The 16,670-nt window shown below is 75.9% G+C and carries 16 protein-coding genes; 4 read left to right on the top strand and 12 right to left on the bottom strand.

What is annotated here, in order from left to right:
* Window positions 1–154 precede the first annotated feature (154 nt).
* Window positions 155–1,033 (top strand): shikimate dehydrogenase, encoded by an 879-nt coding sequence (locus ACI79G_RS00495; protein WP_456878732.1) that lies wholly within the window; start codon window positions 155–157, stop codon window positions 1,031–1,033.
* Window positions 1,023–2,876: a TIM barrel protein gene (locus ACI79G_RS00490; protein ID WP_456878731.1), complete on the top strand. Its 1,854-nt coding sequence runs from the start codon at window positions 1,023–1,025 to the stop codon at window positions 2,874–2,876. The genes ACI79G_RS00495 and ACI79G_RS00490 overlap by 11 nt, the downstream gene beginning before the upstream one ends.
* A 52-nt stretch (window positions 2,877–2,928) precedes the next feature.
* On the opposite strand, the gene ACI79G_RS00485 is transcribed toward ACI79G_RS00490, so the two are convergent.
* Window positions 2,929–3,636 carry a dienelactone hydrolase family protein gene (locus ACI79G_RS00485; protein WP_456878729.1) on the bottom strand — a complete coding sequence of 236 codons (708 nt, stop codon included), beginning with the start codon at window positions 3,634–3,636 and terminating at the stop codon, window positions 2,929–2,931.
* 163 nt (window positions 3,637–3,799) lie between these two features.
* On the opposite strand from ACI79G_RS00485, the gene ACI79G_RS00480 reads away from it, so the two are divergent.
* Entirely contained in the window at window positions 3,800–5,218 is a 1,419-nt protein-coding gene (locus ACI79G_RS00480) for a selenium-binding protein SBP56-related protein (RefSeq protein ID WP_456878728.1), read from the top strand.
* Between the two features lie 66 nt (window positions 5,219–5,284).
* On the opposite strand, the gene ACI79G_RS00475 is transcribed toward ACI79G_RS00480, so the two are convergent.
* The 7 genes from ACI79G_RS00475 to ACI79G_RS00445 all read right to left on the bottom strand — a co-directional run bounded on the left by ACI79G_RS00475 (window position 5,285) and on the right by ACI79G_RS00445 (window position 11,539).
* Window positions 5,285–6,313, bottom strand: a complete 1,029-nt coding sequence (locus tag ACI79G_RS00475; protein ID WP_456878726.1) for an ATP-dependent 6-phosphofructokinase — start codon at window positions 6,311–6,313, stop codon at window positions 5,285–5,287.
* 176 nt (window positions 6,314–6,489) lie between these two features.
* The gene (locus tag ACI79G_RS00470) at window positions 6,490–7,293 is read right to left on the bottom strand and encodes a DUF1932 domain-containing protein (protein WP_456878724.1); all 804 of its coding nucleotides are present in this window, start codon (window positions 7,291–7,293) and stop codon (window positions 6,490–6,492) included.
* A gap of 69 nt (window positions 7,294–7,362) precedes the next feature.
* Window positions 7,363–7,704, bottom strand: coding sequence for an STAS domain-containing protein (locus ACI79G_RS00465; protein ID WP_456878722.1), 342 nt, complete (start codon window positions 7,702–7,704; stop codon window positions 7,363–7,365).
* 63 nt (window positions 7,705–7,767) lie between these two features.
* Complete coding sequence (locus ACI79G_RS00460; protein WP_456878720.1) at window positions 7,768–8,001, bottom strand: hypothetical protein; 234 nt, start codon at window positions 7,999–8,001, stop codon at window positions 7,768–7,770.
* A 41-nt stretch (window positions 8,002–8,042) separates the two neighbouring features.
* Complete coding sequence (locus ACI79G_RS00455; RefSeq protein ID WP_456878719.1) at window positions 8,043–9,332, bottom strand: S8 family serine peptidase; 1,290 nt, start codon at window positions 9,330–9,332, stop codon at window positions 8,043–8,045.
* 155 nt (window positions 9,333–9,487) lie between these two features.
* On the bottom strand, window positions 9,488–11,170 hold the full coding sequence (locus ACI79G_RS00450; protein WP_456878718.1) for a SpoIIE family protein phosphatase: 1,683 nt from the start codon (window positions 11,168–11,170) through the stop codon (window positions 9,488–9,490).
* A gap of 87 nt (window positions 11,171–11,257) precedes the next feature.
* Window positions 11,258–11,539, bottom strand: a complete 282-nt coding sequence (locus ACI79G_RS00445) for a DUF1905 domain-containing protein (protein ID WP_456878716.1) — start codon at window positions 11,537–11,539, stop codon at window positions 11,258–11,260.
* A 103-nt stretch (window positions 11,540–11,642) separates the two neighbouring features.
* Between ACI79G_RS00445 and ACI79G_RS00440 the strand changes: the two genes are divergently transcribed.
* On the top strand, window positions 11,643–13,295 hold the full coding sequence (locus ACI79G_RS00440; RefSeq protein WP_456878714.1) for a Na+/H+ antiporter: 1,653 nt from the start codon (window positions 11,643–11,645) through the stop codon (window positions 13,293–13,295).
* Window positions 13,296–13,304: 9 nt separating this feature from the next.
* On the opposite strand, the gene chrA is transcribed toward ACI79G_RS00440, so the two are convergent.
* Genes chrA through ACI79G_RS00420 form a run of 4 tightly spaced genes read right to left on the bottom strand, consistent with a single transcriptional unit; the run spans window position 13,305 to window position 16,635 of the window.
* Complete coding sequence (gene chrA / locus ACI79G_RS00435; RefSeq protein ID WP_456878712.1) at window positions 13,305–14,687, bottom strand: chromate efflux transporter; 1,383 nt, start codon at window positions 14,685–14,687, stop codon at window positions 13,305–13,307.
* Between the two features lie 18 nt (window positions 14,688–14,705).
* On the bottom strand, window positions 14,706–15,137 hold the full coding sequence (locus tag ACI79G_RS00430) for a chromate resistance protein ChrB domain-containing protein (protein ID WP_456878711.1): 432 nt from the start codon (window positions 15,135–15,137) through the stop codon (window positions 14,706–14,708).
* Window positions 15,134–15,616, bottom strand: a complete 483-nt coding sequence (locus tag ACI79G_RS00425) for a Chromate resistance protein ChrB (protein WP_456878709.1) — start codon at window positions 15,614–15,616, stop codon at window positions 15,134–15,136. Before ACI79G_RS00425 ends, ACI79G_RS00430 begins: the two co-directional genes overlap by 4 nt.
* A 44-nt stretch (window positions 15,617–15,660) precedes the next feature.
* Window positions 15,661–16,635, bottom strand: coding sequence for a sulfotransferase (locus ACI79G_RS00420; RefSeq protein WP_456878708.1), 975 nt, complete (start codon window positions 16,633–16,635; stop codon window positions 15,661–15,663).
* Window positions 16,636–16,670: the final 35 nt, after the last annotated feature.

Genomic DNA, 16,670 nt, shown 5'->3' with positions numbered 1-16,670 from the left:
CGCAATGAACTACTTGGTACATTAGCGTGGCGCAGAGCACAAGCCCCCGGCCGCGAGCGGCCGTCGACCGCGGGCCGAGGCTGGTGCCAGGCGACCGGATGTGGTGTGCTGCACAACAACTCACCAGTTGGTACATAGAGGGAGAGGCAGTCCGATGACGGACGGTTCGCAGGGTTTCCTGGTCGGTCTGGTCGGCAGCGGCATCGGCCCGTCGCTGAGCCCGCCCCTGCACGAACGCGAGGCCGACGCGCTGGGCCTGCGCTACCTCTACCGGCGGCTGGACCTCGACCGGCTGCAGCGGCCGGCGTCGGCGATCGGCGAGATCCTCGCCGCCGCCCGGCTGGCCGGCTACGACGGGCTCAACGTCACCCACCCGTGCAAGCAGCTGGTGCTCGAGCACCTCGACGAGCTCTCCCCCGACGCCGCGGCCCTCGGTGCGGTGAACACCGTCGTCCTCCGCGACGGCCGGGCGGTCGGGCACAACACCGACTGGTCCGGTTTCGCCCGCGCCTTCGACCGCGGCCTGCCCGAGGCCCCGCTGGACCGGGTCGTGCTGCTCGGCGCCGGCGGCGCCGGCGCAGCGGTCGCGCACGCGCTGCTCACCCTGGGCACCCGCCGGCTGACCGTCCTCGACGTGGACGGCCGACGGGCCGGCGAGCTCGCCGCATCCCTGGGCGATCGCTTCGGCGCCGACCGCGCCCAGGGCGGCGACCTCGGCACGCTGCCCACAGCACTCGCCCGGGCCGACGGTCTGGTGCACGCCACGCCCACCGGCATGGCCGCCCACCCGGGGGTGCCGCTGGACGCCGGCCTGCTGCGACCCGACCTGTGGGTGGCCGACATCGTCTACCGGCCGCTGGAGACCGCGCTCGTCCGCACCGCCCGCGAGCTGGGCTGCCGGGTGCTCGACGGCGGCGGCATGGCCGTGTTCCAGGCCGTCGACGCCTTCCGGCTGTTCACCGGCGTCGAGCCCGACGCCGGACGCATGCTGGCCCACTTCACCTCGCTGGTCTCCGACGTCCGTGTCGACTAGGCGCCTCCGCCGGGCCATCGCCACGGTCTGCCTGTCCGGCACCCTCGAGGACAAGATCGCCGCGGCGGCCGCCGCCGGGTTCGACGGCATCGAGGTGTTCGAGCCCGACCTGGTCGCCTCCCCGTGGTCACCCGCGGAGCTGGCCGCCCGCTGCGCCGACCTCGGCCTGTCGATCGACCTCTACCAGCCCTTCCGCGACCTGGACTCCACCGATCCCGACCGCTTCGCCCGCAACCTGCGCCGGGCCGAGCGCAAGTTCGACGTGATGGCCGCGCTCGGCGTCGACACCGTGCTGGTCTGCTCCTCGGTCGCGCCGGACGCCGTCGAGGACGCCGACCGGCTGGCCGGGCAGCTGGCCGCCGCCGCCGCCCGCGCCGGCGAGCGCGGCCTGCGGATCGCCTACGAGGCACTGGCCTGGGGCCGGCACGTCTCGACCTGGGAACGGTCGTGGGACGCCGTCCGCCGTGCCGACTCCCCCGCCCTCGGGCTGTGCCTGGACAGCTTCCACGTGCTCTCCCGCGGCGGCGACCCGGCCGGCTTCGCCGACGTCCCCGGGGAGAAGCTGTTCTTCCTGCAGCTGGCCGACGCCCCGCGGCTGGCCATGGACGTGCTGCAGTGGAGCCGCCACCACCGCCTCTTCCCCGGCCAGGGCGCCTTCGACCTACCCGGCTTCGTCGCCGCGGTGCTCGCCACCGGCTATCCCGGGCCGCTGTCGCTCGAGGTCTTCAACGACGTCTACCGGCAGGCCGACCCGGCCCGGACGGCGGTGGACGCGATGCGCTCGCTGCAGTGGCTGGAGGAGGCGTTGGCGCTGCGCGACCCGGCGTCCGGCCTGACCCCGCCCCCGGCCGCACCCGCGCTGTCGGGCTGGTCGTTCACCGAGCTCGGCGTCGACGGGGTCTCCGGTCCGCGGGTGGCCGAGGTGCTCGCCGCGCTCGGCTTCACCCACACCGGCCAGCACCGCTCCAAGCCGGTGCAGCTGTGGGAGCAGGGCCGCGCGCGGGTGCTGCTGAACGCATCGGTGGTGCGCCCGGCCGCGGCCGGTGTCGCGTCGGTCGCCGCGCTCGGCCTGGAGAGCGCCGACCCCGGCCGCTCGGCCGCCCGTGCCGAGGCGATGAGCGCCCCGGTCCTCCCCCGCACCCGCGGCGCCGCCGAGGCCGAGCTGTCGGCCGTGGCCGCGCCCGACGGCACCCAGGTCTTCTTCACCCGCACCGTCCCCGACGGATGGCCGGCCGACTTCCTGCCCACCGGGGAACCGCCCGCGCCGGGGGCCGGGATCACCTGCGTCGACCACGTGGGGCTGAGCCAGCCGTTCGACTCCTTCGACGAGGCGGGGCTGTTCTACCGCGCCGTCCTGGGGCTGGAGCCGCAGGAGGTCACCGAGCTGGCCGCCCCCTTCGGCCTGGTGCGCACCCGCGCGGTCACCGACCCGGACCGCTCCGTGCGGCTGGCCCTGTCGGCGGCGACGCTGCGCCGCGGTGGGTGGGCACCCGGCGTCCCCGAGCCGCAGTACGTCGCCCTGGCCACCGACGACCTGGTCGCCACCGCCGCGGCGCTGCGCGCGGCCGGGGCGCCGCTGCTGGCGCTGCCGGCCAACTACGCCGACGACCTCGAGGCCCGCTTCGACCTGCCCGCCGACCTGCTCGCCGCCGTCCGGGAGCACGGGCTGATGTACGAGGAGGACGCCGCCGGCGGCTACCTGCACCTGGCCACCGAGGTGCTCGGCGACCGGGTGTTCTTCGAGGTCGTGCAGCGCCTGGGCGGCTACGACGGCTACGGGACCGCCGACGCGCCGGTGCGGATGGCCGCCCACCGCCGGAGGCGCCAGGCCGCCCACCGGTAGCGGGCCGGCCTCGTCCCGAGCCGGCGACGGGTGGGGAGGACCGGGTCCTCCCTCAGCGCAGGTGCGTGTCGAAGAAGCGGAAGATCCGCGCCCAGGCGTCCTCGGCCGACGGGTGGTGGTGGCTGAGGCCGGCCACCCGCTCCAGGACGGCGAAGGGCCCGACGTCGTGCCGGTTCATGAAGGAGTGCCCGGCGTCGGGGTACTCGTGGACGTCGTGCGGCACCCCGTGCTCGGTGAGCACCCGCTCCAGCCGCTGGGCCGCCCCGCGGAGGGCGCGGTCCCTGCGCCCGTAGCTGGCCACGACCGGGCAGGCGCCGGCCAGCACCCGGTCGACGTCCTTCGGCAGCATCCCGTAGTTCGGCGCGGCGACGTCGAAGCCGCGGGTGGCCGCCAGCAGCGCGAACCCGCCGCCCATGCAGAAGCCGACGACGCCGACCCGGCGGGTGCAGTCCTCCCGGCCGGCCAGCCAGCTGCGCGCCGCCTCCAGGTCGCCGAAGGCCGGGCCGTCCTGGCGGAACAGGTCGCCGAAGGTGCGCTTCAGGCAGCGCACGGCACCGCCGGCGCTGAACAGGTCAGGAGCGACGGCGAGGTAGCCGGCAGCGGCGAGCCGGTCGGCCTGCTCGCGGGTGTCGTCGTTGAGCCCGAACGCCTCGTGCACCACCACCACGCCCGGCCACGGCCCCTCCCCCACGGGCGGGACGGCGAGGTGCGCGCGCAGTTGCGGAGCGCTCACCGCGCCGGGGATGGTCGTCGCGGGCACGGGCCCTCCAGTCGTCCTGAGGTCGGAGCCCGGACGCTACCCAGCGGGCCCGCCCCCGGCAGCCCGGGAGGAGGAGCCGAGCCGATCGGCTGACGCAGCAGCGTCTTCCGCGCGGCTGTCGGGCGCGGGAAGGTCGGGGACCCCCAGTCCAGGAGGCCACGGCATGAGCACCCCGATGCGGATGGACCCGACCTTCTACCGCAGCGCCGCCGAGGCGATCGCGGCGCCGACCGAGCGACTGGCCTACGTGGTCGCGTTCGACCGGGCGGGCAGCAGGCCCGACGCCCTGACCGTCGTCGACACCGACGCCGGGTCCCCCACCTACGGACAGATCGTCGGCTGGGCCGAGCTGCCCACCGTCGGCGACGAGCTGCACCACTTCGGCTGGAACGCCTGCTCCAGCGCGCTGATGCACGAGGGGCACGACATGGGCCACGACGGCCTGCAGCGCCGCTACCTCCTGCTGCCCGGCCTGCGCAGCTCGAACGTGCACGTCTACGACACCCACCCCGACCCGCGCGCGCCCCGGCTGCACAAGACGATCGGGGCGGAGGAGCTGGTGGAGAAGGCCGGCTACTCACGGCCGCACACGCTGCACTGCGGCCCGGACGGCGTCTTCCTCACCTGCCTGGGCAGCGGGGACGGGGACGACGGCCCCGGCGGGATCGCGCTGCTGGACCACAGCACCTTCGACGTCCTGCGGGCGTGGGAGACCGACCGCGGCCCGCAGTACCTGGCCTACGACGCCTGGTGGCACCTCAACCAGAACACCCTGGTCTCCAGCGAGTGGGGCACGCCGTCGATGGTCGAGGACGGGCTGGTGCCCGAGCTGCTCCTGGGCAACCGGTACGGCCACCGGCTGCACTTCTGGGACCTCGCCGAGGGCCGGCACCTGCAGGAGGTCGACCTCGGGCCCGAGCACCAGATGGTGCTGGAGCTGCGGCCCTCCCACGACCCGGACGCCACCTGGGGGTTCGTCGGCGTCGTCGTCTCGACCGCCGACCTGTCGGCATCGGTGTGGCGCTGGCACCGGGACGGCGACCGGTGGACGGCCGACCAGGTGATCACCATCCCCGCCGAGCCGGCCGACCCCGACGACCTGCCGCCCGCGCTGAAGCCGTTCTCCGCGGTGCCGCCGCTGGTCACCGACATCGACCTGTCGGTCGACGACCGGATGCTCTACGTCTCGTGCTGGGGCACCGGCGAGCTCAAGCAGTACGACGTCAGCGACCCGGCGCACCCGCGCGAGGTGGGCTCGGTCCACCTGGGCGGCGTGGTGCGCAAGACCCCGCACCCGGCCGCGCCGGGTGAGGCGCTGGCCGGCGGCCCGCAGATGGTCGAGGTCAGCCGCGACGGCCGGCGCATCTACGTCACCAACTCGCTCTACGGCGCGTGGGACGACCAGTTCTTCCCCGACGGCACCGGGTCCTGGATGGCCAAGATCGACACCGACCCGGGGACCGGCGGGCTCAGTCTCGACGAGCGGTTCTTCCCGCACGGCGAGGACTGGCGCGGCCTGCGGCCGCACCAGGTGCGGCTGCAGGGCGGCGACGCCTCGTCGGACTCCTACTGCTACAAGTGACGTGCTGGAACGGCCCCCTCCAGGGCACCGCCTCGAGCTCGCGAGGGGTGGGGAGGAGGGGGTCCTTCACCCGGTGAAGGCGAGGGTCTCCGCCAGCCGCGTCGGCGTGACGGTCTTGAGCCGGGCGACGGCGTCGGCCAGCGGCACCAGCTCGATCTCGGTGCCGCGCAGCGCCACCATCTGACCGACCTTGCCGTCGTGCGCGGCGACGGTGGCGTGCAGGCCGAACCGGGTGGCCAGCACGCGGTCGAAGGACGTCGGGGTGCCGCCGCGCTGCACGTGGCCGAGCACGGTGGTGCGCACCTCCTTGCCGGTGCGCCGCTCCAGCTCCTCGCCGAGCTGCTGGGCCACACCGGTGAACCGCTTGTGGCCGTACTCGTCGACGCCGCCGTCGCGGACCAGCATGGTGCCGGGCAGCGGGGACGCGCCCTCGGCGACGACGCCGATGACGTGCGAGTCGCCGCGCGCGAAGCGGTCCTCGACGATCTTCGCCACCTCGGCGACGTCGAAGGGCTCCTCGGGCACCAGGGTCAGGTGCGCGCCGGCGGCGAGGCCCGCGTGCAGCGCGATCCACCCGGCGTGCCGGCCCATGACCTCCACCAGCAGCACCCGCTGGTGCGACTCGGCGGTGGTGTGCAGCCGGTCGATCATCTCCGTGGCGATGCTGACCGCGGTGTCGAAGCCGAAGGTCAGGTCGGTGCAGTCGATGTCGTTGTCGATGGTCTTGGGGATGCCGACCACCGGGACGCCGGCCTCCGACAGCAGGTGGGCCGCGGTGAGCGTGCCCTCGCCGCCGATCGGGATGAGCACGTCGACCCCGTGCTGGGCCAGCACGGTCCTCATGTCGTCGAGGCCGGTGTGCAGCTTCTCCGGCGCCACCCGGGCCGAGCCCAGCGTCGTCCCGCCACGGGTGAGCAGGCCGTCGACGGCGGCGACGTCGAGCGGCGTGGTCCGGTTCTCGAGCAGACCGCGCCATCCGTCGCGGAAGCCGATCACCGAGCTGCCGTACTGGGTCGTCGCGGTGCGGACGACCGAGCGGATGACGGCGTTGAGGCCGGGGCAGTCGCCCCCGCCGGTCAGGACACCGATGCGCACCGGCTGTCTCCCTGGGGTCGTGGGCCGGGTCGCCGTCGACCATACGTCATGACGACATGACGACGCGGCGACACCCCCGCCCAGTCTGCCCCGACCACGCTCGTCGTCCCGTCCACCCGCACCACCAGCCCCGTGCGCCCCGGGAGCCACGGGTCGCGCCGGGGTGTCGCCGCCGGTCAGGACCGGTCGACGTCCTCGCCCGCCGTCGCCGCGTCGGCCAGGGCCGCCAGCTGGTCCCGCGCGGCGGCGGCCACCCGGGCCGGCACGCCCAGGTCGGCCAGCTGCTGGGCGGCGGCCGCCATCTCGGCGGTCCGGCGGCGGGCGTGCTGCCGCGACCCGGTGAGGAACACGTCCAGGTCGGAGGCGGCGAAGCGGTCCAGCTCCGCCGCGATGTCGCGCCGCAGCCAGTCGCCGACCCCGGCCGCCTCCGCGCCCTCCACCGCCTCGACCACGGCGGCGGCCACACCCTTCCAGAAGACGCTGCGCAGCAGCTTGCGGGAGATCGCCGCCCCGGGTGGGCCGTCGAGCACGTCCACGGTCCCGCCGAAGCCGGCCAGCACCTGCGCGTACCTGCGGGCGCCGTCGCCGGAGGCCAGCATCGGGGTGCGCAGCCCGCGCCCGGGGACGGTCGCCAGCAAGGCCACGTCGGCCACGAGGACGCCCCGGCCGGCGAGGGTCGCGGCGAGGTCCCGCTTGACGCTGGGGGCCGCGGTGTTGAGGTCGGCCCAGACCGCCCCGGGCTGCAGCCGGGACAGCGCGTTGCGCAGCGCGACCGGTGCGTCGGCGGCGCTGTTCACGCTGAGCACCACGTCGGCGTCGGCGACGGCGGCGGCCTCGTCGGTGCGCGGCAGCACGCCGGGCGGCGGGGCCACCCGCGGGTCGTAGCCCCGGACGTCGGCACCCAGGGCGACCAGGTCGCGGGCGATCTCCGCCCCGGCCTCCCCCAGTCCCAGCAGCGCGATCGCCGGCGGTCGGTCCACGGTCCCCCACCTCCTGCGGCCCCGAGCGGGCCGCCCCGGCGGACTGTAGGCCGAACCCGTGCGGGCCGGTCAGCCGCGGCCGTCGTCCGCGAGGACGAAGAGCACCGAGATGCCGGCCAGGTCGAGCACCTTCCGGAACCGCGGGGACGCCGACCGGAGCACCGCCGGCCGCCCGTCCCGCGCCGCGGACTGCGCCCACCGCACCAGCAGCGAGAGCCCGGTCGAGTCGATGTAGCCGACGGAGCCGACCTGCACCGCCACCAGCTCCCGCTCGTCGACGCCCTCGGCGCGCATCCGCCGCACGAGGGGATCGTCGACGTCGCCGAGCAGGTGCAGCACCGGGCCGGCGTCCTCGTGCACCACCCGGTAGGTGCCGCTCGGCGGCTCGGACCCGGGGTTCAGGCGGTGCACGACCCCACTGTGGCTGCGCCCGCCCGCGGCGACAAGCAGGCCCCCGGGGGTGTCACCCGACCGTCACTGCACGGGGGCGTCCGGCGGTGGCAGCCGGACGGTGCGGGCCTCCTCGACCGCGGCCACGCCCTCGACCCGCAGCTCGCCGAGCGCCCGCCCGGCGGGCAGCTGCCCGGCGATCAGGCCCACCTCGGCCAGCACCTGCTCGACCTGCAGGCCGTGCCGGCGGAGCGACTCGGCGACCGCGTCCAGCTCGGCGCGGTACGCGTCGTCGACGGTGACGATCACAGCGGTCACGGGGGAACGGTAGCCCCGGACGGCACCGCCGGGGTGGGCTCTCACCCCGGCGCGAGGGGCAGCCCCGAGCCCACGTCGGCCGACGGGGCGGTCAGCCGCCGCGCGGCCCGGGTCAGCGTCTGCCAGAGCTCCCGCCCGCGCAGCCCGGTCTCCTCGGCCCACAGCGCGGCCAGGCCCGCGACGTGCGGCGTCGCCATGCTGGTGCCGCTGATCGTGGTGTAGCGGTCCGGCAGCGGCCAGGACGAGTACACGTCCACTCCGGGCGCGGCCAGGTCGACCTGCCCACCGGGGACGGCGCTGCTGCGGGCGGAGAACCAGGCGACCGCGAGGGCGGGGTCCAGCGCGCTGACGGCCAGGACCTCCGGGCTGTTGGCCGGCACGCCGACGAAGCCGACGTCCCCGTTGCCCCGGTCGGCGTTGTTGCCCGCGGCCGCCACGATCAGCGACCCCTGGTCCAGGGCCCGCCGGCCCGCCGCCGTGTAGGCCGGGCTGGGCTCGACGACGTCGGCGCCCAGCGACATCGAGATCACCTGGCAGCCGTTGCGCACCGCCCAGGCGATGCCGGCGAGGATCTCGGCGTCGGTGCCCGAGCCCTCGTCGCTGAGCACCTTCCCGACGAAGACCTCCGCGTCCGAGGCGACGCCGTAGCCGCAGGACCCCTGCGGGCTGCGCGGTCCACAGGCGGTGCCCACGCAGTGGGTGCCGTGACCGTGCCCGTCCTGCGGCGACTGGCCCTCGACGAACGAGGTGGCGGTGATCGCGCGGCCGGCGAAGTCGGGGTGGCCGAGGTCGAAGCCGGTGTCGAGGACGGCCACCCGGATGCCGCGGCCGGTGCGCGGCGAGGCCGGCACCTCGGTGGCCTGCAGGCCCCAGGTGTACTGCGGGGTGTCGGCGAAGGGCGGGGTGGTGGGCTCGGCGGTGTCCCCGGGCAGGTCGAGCAGCCGCCCGGTGAGGTCGGTGACGGCGTCCCGGTAGCCGGCGAGGTAGCCCTCGGGGACCTCCGGCAGCACGTGCTGGACCAGCTCGGGCGTCACCGCGAGCACCGACCTGTCCTCGGCCAGCCGCCGTGGGTCGACGGCGGCCACGGCCAGCCCGAGCCCGGGGAAGACGACCGCGTCGGCCTGCCGCAGCGCCCGCGCGTCGGCGTCCGCCGGCTCGGCGTCGCGGGAGTCGACGACGTCGGACAGCCCGGCCAGCCGGCGCAACGCGGCCGCGCCGTCCTCGTCGGGGTCGGCGAAGACCACCACGGAGCGACCGGTCGTCGCCGTCCGCGGGGGGACACCGATCCGGGCCCGTCCCGGGTCACCACCGGCCGTCGGTCCTCCGATCACGGCTGCCTCCTCGTCCGGTGGTCGCCGGACGGGGACCCCCGGCGCCGGACGCCATCGTGACCCACCGCGACCCCACCCGCACCCTCAGCAGCAACCGACCCCGAGACGTCCAGCGACCAGGGACCGCTCGGAACAGACCCCGACGCGGGCGCAGGTCAGCCGTCGTCCCGGGCGCCGCCGTCCTGCACGTGGCAGCGCACGGCGACGACCGCGACGTCGTCGTCCGGCCGGTCCCCGACGATCCGCTCGATGAGCGCGTCGCACAGCCGGTCCACCGGGACCGCGCCCAGCTCGCGGACCGCGGCCACCAGGCGGTCGGTGCCCTCGTCGATGCCGGTGCGGCCCTGCTCGACCAGCCCGTCGGTGTAGAAGAGCAGCGTGTCGCCGGCGCCGACCTCGGCCACCGCGTCGGTCCGGGGGCGGGTCGACTCGGCGCCGAGCAGCGTCTGCGGCTCGCTCGCCAGCAGCTCCACCCGGCCGTCGCCGTGCAGGAGCAGCGGCGGCAGGTGCCCGGCCGAGGACCAGCGCAGCACCCGCCGCCCGCTGCCGGCCAGTTCCCGCGGCTGCTCGAGGCGGGCGATCAGCGCGGTGGCCAGGGTGCCGATCCGCAGGCCGGTGAGCGCGGCGTCCACCCGGGCGAGCACCCGCGCCGGATCCTCGCTCCGGTCGTAGGCGATGCCGCGCAGGATGCTGCGCACCTGCCCCATCGCCGCGGCCGCGTCGACGTTGTGGCCGACGACGTCGCCGATCACCAGCAGCGTCGCGCCGTCGGGCTGCTGGAAGGCGTCGTACCAGTCGCCGCCGACGTGCAGCGTGCTCGACGCCGGCAGGTAGCGGACGGCGATCTCCAGGTCGTCGGGCTGCGGCGGCGGGGTGAGCAGGCTGCGCTGCAGGGTCTCGGCGACGGCGAGCTGCCGGCCGTAGAGCCGGGCGTTGTCGATGGCCAGCGAGGCGCGGCGGGCCACCTCCACCGCCGTGGCGATCTCCATCTCGCTGTGCGGCGGGCGGGTCGAGCCGTTGACCAGGCCGAGGACGCCGAAGGTCTCCGCACGTGCGCGCAGCGGGACGACGGTGATCGACGAGGCGTCCAGCCGCTCCCAGGCCGCGCGGACCTCCTCGCTGCCGCCGAACGCCGGCTCCACCATCGCCGGGTCGATCGTGGGCAGGTGGATCGGTTCGCCGGTGAGCAGCGCGGTCGCCAGCGGGTTGTCGTCGACGGCGGTGCGCACCCTCCTGCTCAGGTAGAGGTCGAGGTCGTCCGCCCGGGCGGGGTCGCGGTGCGCCCAGCCCTCGTCGGCGAGGGCTCCGTCGTCCCCCATCACGCTGACCAGGGCCCAGTCACACAGCCGGGGGACGACGAGGCCGACCAGGGTGGCCACCGATTCGCGCGGGTCCAGCGTGCTGACCATCGACTCGCTGACCTCGGCGAGGAACCGCAGCCGGTCGTCCTCGGCCGGGTCGGTCGCGGGGCCGGCCGGCCCCTCGGGCACCGGGCCGGCGCTGCGCCGCAGCGAGACGTGCAGCCGGTCGCCGGCCCGCTGCGCGGTGGCGTCGAGCCAGCTGCCGGCCGGCGGGTAGTAGCCGCGCCAGGTGACCCGGCCGCCGACGCTGCGGGCGTGCAGCAGGAAGCTGTGGAAGATCGTGCCGGCCAGCTCGGGCAGCGCGATCCAGATGTTGCGGCCGGTCAGCTCCTCCCGCCGGCGGCCGAGCAGGTCGGCGGTCGCCTGGTCGACCGAGACCAGCGTCCAGTCGCCGTCGAAGACCGCGGCGCCGGGCACCTGCACGTCCGCCGTCGGGGACGCCGGGACGACCGCCGTGGACGCTGCCGCCTCGCTCACGTCGCCCCCCGCCTCCGGTCGTGCAACCGCCGTTGACGCAGGGAATCTACGCCAGCGCGGCCGCCGTCCCGGGAGCGGCCGAGGGGGTCAGCCGAGGCGCTCCTCGAGGTGCACGGCGACCTCCTCGCCGGCCTCCTTGCCGATGGCCCGGCGGACGCCGGCGGCCACCGGGAGCTCGTGCGTGCCGTCGCCGAGGGCCATGAACGAGCTGCGGAACGGGTGGCCGTCGATGGAGCCGCGGACCTCGACCAGGCCGCGCGTCCCGGAGAACTCCGCGGAGCCGGGCACCTGCACGTGGGTCCAACCCCCGGGCGCGGAGCTGCGGACCAGGGTGGCGGTGAACGCGGTGTCCAGCGGGGTGGCGGGCATCGTCGCCGTCCTCTCCTCGGGTGTCACCGCTCCGACGGCGCGGGGAGCCGGGACTCATCGGCGCCGCCCTGCCCCGCCCCCGAGGCCGGGGAAGGATGTCGAGGTGCACGTGGAGACCCTGGTGCTGCTGGTCCTCGGCGCCGTCGCCCTCATCGTCGCCGTGCGCTGGGTGGCCGACCGCACCGGCCTGCCGGCGGCTGCGCTGCTGACGCTGACCGGCATCGCCTACGCCTACCTGCCCGGCCCGAACGTCGTCCTCGACCCCGAGCTGGTGCTCACGCTGGTGCTGCCGCCGCTGCTCTACAGCGCCGCGCTGGACAGCTCGCTGACGGCGATCCGCCGCAACCTGCGCACCGTGGTCAGCCTCTCGGTCCTCCTCGTGACGGCCACCGCCCTGCTCATCGGCGTCGGGTTCGCGCTGTTCGTCGCCGGGGCGACGCTGGCCGCCGGCATCGCACTCGGCGCAGCGGTGGCGCCCCCCGACCCGGTCGCGGCCCTCGCCGTCGGGCGCCGGGTGGGCCTGCCCCCCCGTCTGGTCACCCTCATCCAGGGCGAGGGCCTGCTCAACGACGCGACCGCGCTGACCATCCTGTCGGTCGCCGTCACCGCGGCTCGGGGGGACGGGTTCTCCACGCCGGCCGCCCTCGGCCAGTTCGTCGTGGTCGCGGCCGGGGGCGTCGCCGTCGGCGTGTTCGTCGCCCACGCCGTCCGGCCGCTGCGCCGGATCCGGCGCGACCCGCTGTCGTCGAACGCGATCTCCCTGGCCACACCGTTCGTGGCCTACCTGCTGGCCGAGACGGTGCACGTCTCCGGGGTGCTGGCCGTCGTCGTCGCCGGGCTGGTCATCGGGCACAACAACCCCAGTTGGGCGTCGGGCGCCAGCCGGCTGCAGACCGAGGCGGTCTGGCGGCTGGTCGCCTTCCTGCTCGAGGGCGTCGTCTTCCTGCTCATCGGCCAGCAGCTGCCCGCGGTGATCAGCGGGCTGGGCCAGTACGACACCGGCACGGTCGTCACGGCGGCGTCGATCACCGTCGGCGTCGTGCTGCTGCTGCGGCCGCTGTGGCTGTGGCTGACCGAGCACCTGCCGCAGTCGCTGCACACCCGGCTGGGTGGCGAGGACGTGGCCGGGCAGGACGGCGATCCGCGGACGGCGCTGCAGCGGCTCACCGGAGGGGAGATCGCCGTCCTCAGCTGGGCCGGCACCCGCGGGGTGATCAGCCTGGCAGCGATCTTCACCCTGCCGCTGACGACCGAGACCGGCGCGCCGTTCCCCGACCGCGACCTGCTGCTGTTCTGCGCCTTCCTGGCCGTGCTGGTCACCCTCGTCGGGCAGGGCCTCACCTTCGCGCCGCTGGTGCGCGCGCTGGGCCTGCGCGCCGACGAGGCCGACCAGGCCCGGCTGCGCAACGAGGCGCGGGCGGCGTCGGTGGAGGCCGGGCTGCGGCGGCTGGACGAGCTGGCCGCCGAGCAGCACGACCACGTCGACGACGACGCCATCGAGGCGATCCGCTCCCAGCTGCAGGGCCGGCTGGACCGCTACCGGCGCCGGCTGGACATGCTGCAGGGCGTCGAGGGCGGCGAGGTGCCGATGTCCCCGCAGTACGAGGCCGCCCTGCGGGTGCGCCGCGCGGTGCTCACCGCCCAGCGGGAGGAGCTGCTGCACTGGCGCGACGTGGGCCGGCTGCCCGACGAGGGGCTGCGCCGGCTCGAACGTGAGCTCGACCACGAGGAGGGCCGGCTGCCGGCCCGCGGCTGAGGCCGGCCGTCAGCTGACGGGCAGCCCGGCCAGCCCGGCGACCAGGCCCAGCAGCGCGCACACACCGAGGGTCCGCAGCACCGACCAGCGCAGCCGGAACAGCAGCACCGCCGCGAGGAGCGCGATCGCCAGCGGCACCGGCCGCAGGGTCGCCGGGTCGGGCAGCTCCAGGTGCAGCGACCCGCGGTCGACGTCGACGGTCCGGGAGAACAGCGTGTGGACGGCGAAGTAGACCCCCAGGTTCGCGATCACGCCGACCACCGCCGCGGTGATGCCGGTCAGCGCCGACGACAGCGACCGGTTGCCGCGCAGCCGCTCCATGTAGGGCGCACCCAGCAGCACGAACAGGAAGCTCGGCACGAAGGTCACCCAGGTGACCAGCAGCGAGGCCAGGACGGCGGCGACCCACGGGTCGAGCGTGCCCGGGTCGCGGTACGCGCCGAGGAAGGCGACGAACTGCACCACCATGATCAGCGGTCCGGGCGTGGTCTCGGCCAGCGCCAGCCCGCGCACCATCTCCCGCGGCCCGAGCCAGCCGTGGGTCTCCACCGCTTGCTGGGCCACGTAGGCCAGCACGGCGTAGGCACCGCCGAAGGTGACGACCGCGGTCCCGGAGAAGAACAGCCCCTGCTGGGTGAAGACGCTGCCCGCGCCGGTCAGCAGCGCGACCGCGGCCACCGGCACGCCCCACACGAGCAGGCCGACGAGCAGCACCCGCAGCGTCCGGCGCGCGGTCGGCGGCTCGGCGTGCAGGACGTCGTCGCTGATGACCGGCGGCGGGCCGTCGTCCGCCGCGGCGGCCGCCTCCTGCGGCAGCGCAGCCGGGCGCCAGCGGCCCAGCGCCCAGCCGGCGACGCCGGCCAGCGCCACGACCAGCGGGAACGGGACGCCGAACAGGGCCAGGGCGAGGAACGCCGCGACCGCGATCGCGACCAGCGCCCGGCTGTTCAGCGCGCGCTTCGCGACCCGCTGCACGGCCTGGGCGACGATCGCCAGCACGGCCGGGGCGAGCCCGGCGAACACCGCGAGGACGGCGGTGGTGTCGCCGAAGGCGACGTAGACCGCCGAGAGCACGAGCAGTGCGACGACACCGGGCAGCACGAACAGCCCACCGGCCACCAGCCCGCCACGGGTCCCGTGCAGCAGCCAGCCGACGTAGGTGGCCAGCTGCTGGGCCTCGGGACCGGGCAGCAGCATGCAGTAGTTCATGGCGTGCAGGAACCGGCGCTGGCCGATCCAGCGGTGCTCGTCGACGAGCGTGCGCTGCATGACCGCGATCTGCCCGGCCGGGCCGCCGAAGGTCTGCAGCGAGATGAGGAACCACGCCCGCACCGCGGTGCGGAAGGGCACGACCGTCTGCTGCTGCGGCCGGGCGGGGGTGTCGGCGTCCACGGGTGTCCTCGCAGGGGGTCAGGCCGGCTCGCGGCCGAACAGCAGGCGACGGCGGTGGTACTCGTACAGCCCGTCGAAGAGCGGGCCGGCGACGGCCAGGGTCTGCTCATCGGTGCCGGTCATTGACAACCCGCGCAGCAGGACGTCGAGCCCGGCGGCCTCCGGGGCGTCGAAGCGCCCGTCGTCCAGGTCGGCCTCGTGCACCGCCTCGGCGATCCGCCAGAGCACCGGGTCGGTGAGCTCGTAGCGGCGCAGGATCGTCTCGAAGGTGCAGTCGCCCCCGGCGTGCCCGAGCGCCACCCCGCGCATGTCGAAGGGGGTGGCGTCGGCGGGGACGTCGGCCGGGTCGGCGACGAAAACGAACTCCGCGGCGGGGTCGACGAAGCGGCGGATCAGCCAGGCGCAGGCGGCGCGGTCGATGTGCACGCCGGCACGGGTCGCCCACCTCACCGCGTCACCTGCTCGGTCGCGAGCGCCTCGCCCAGCGTGCGCAGGGCCCGGGCGGCGTCCTCCCGCTCCGGCGGGGGGAAGAAGTCACGCCGGCCGATGGCGCGGAACTCGGTGCGCAGCCGGCGCAGCGCCCGGGACCGCTCGGCCGGTTCCGCAGCGACGGCGGTGGAGCACTCCTCGGCCAGCGCCCGGTACTCCGCGGCCCGTGCCGCGGCCATCCCGGCGGCGAGCTCACGCTCCTGCGCGGCGCCGGCCGGGCGCGCCACCCACAGCCCGGCCGTGCCGCCGGCCGCGAGGACGTCGTCGGCCAGCCACTCCAGCGACTCGCGGGTGCGGGCGTCGGCCGGCAGGGCCACCAGGCCGTCGGCGAGCTGGGCCACGCCGAGCCGGCGCAGCCGCCGCCACAGCGTCGTCCGCGGGCCCGAGGGCTCGCGCGGCAGCCGGTAGCACAGCAGCACCCACTCGCCCGTCGCGGCCACGCGCAGATGCAACCATGGTTGCAGCTATCCGTCCAGGGCGCCGGTCAGGACGGCGTGCTGCGGGCGGCTCGCGAGCGGAAGTCGCCGCGTCCGGTGTCCCCCTTCCAGTCGGCGAAGGACTCGCCGGTCAGCTCCTCGAGCAGCTCGATGTCGGGCAGCAGCGGCTCGAGCACCTCGCGGCGGACCCCGACCGGCATCGGCGGGCGCGGAGCCCGCCCGGCGTGCAGGGCCGCGACCAGCGGGCGGCTGGCCTGGCGCCACACCTGCGGTGGGGCGTACGCGCCCAGTGCCGCGCCGACGCGGACGGCCCGGGACAGCGCGCGGTACCGGGCGGTGTCCGCGACGTACGGCTTGACGTTCTCCGGCGGGACGGCGTGCGCGACGCCGGGCGCCACCCCCAGGAAGGCGCTGACCCGGTCGAGGGTCTCCCGCGGGCTGTCGACCACCTGCCGGTAGCGCAGCAGCAGCACCTGCTCCCGGGGCAGGTGCCGGTGCAGGTCGCGCAGCTGCTCCCCGTAGCGGCCCAGGCCCCGGTAGTGCCAGAACGGCGCCCACCCGCCGGCGACCCGCCGCTCCTCCCGCCGCACCGCGGTCAGGAAGTCGGCCTCGGGCTCCAACCCGTCGGCGCGCAGGTGCACCCAGTTCGACCACGCCCGGTCCACCGGGTCCCGGACGACGGCGACGACCCTGACGTCCGGGACGTCGGCGGCCAGCCGGGCCTGCGCCGCGCGGTCGTACAGGTAGAACGGCGTGCTCTCGCCGCGGATCGCCGTCTCGGGCGCGGCGGCGAACAGGGCGAGGTAGTCCGCGCGCCGCCAGATCCACTCCCGGGCGCTGTGCGCGTCGCCGGGGCCGCGCTGCTGCGACCGCGGCGGCGGCCGGCCGTCGGTCAGGTAGTACTTCGGCTCCTTGACCGGCGAGAGGTACAGGCCGGGGTGGGTGGCCAGGGCGGCGTGCAGCGCCGTCGTCCCGGCCTTGGGGGCGCCGGCGATGACGAACTGCGGCAGGCGTCCGGTCACGGGGAGGTCCTCCTGGTCGGGTCGCGGTCGGATGC

This window comes from Geodermatophilus sp. SYSU D00779 (assembly GCF_054050595.1).
This window is presented reverse-complemented; position numbering and strand designations above follow the sequence as displayed.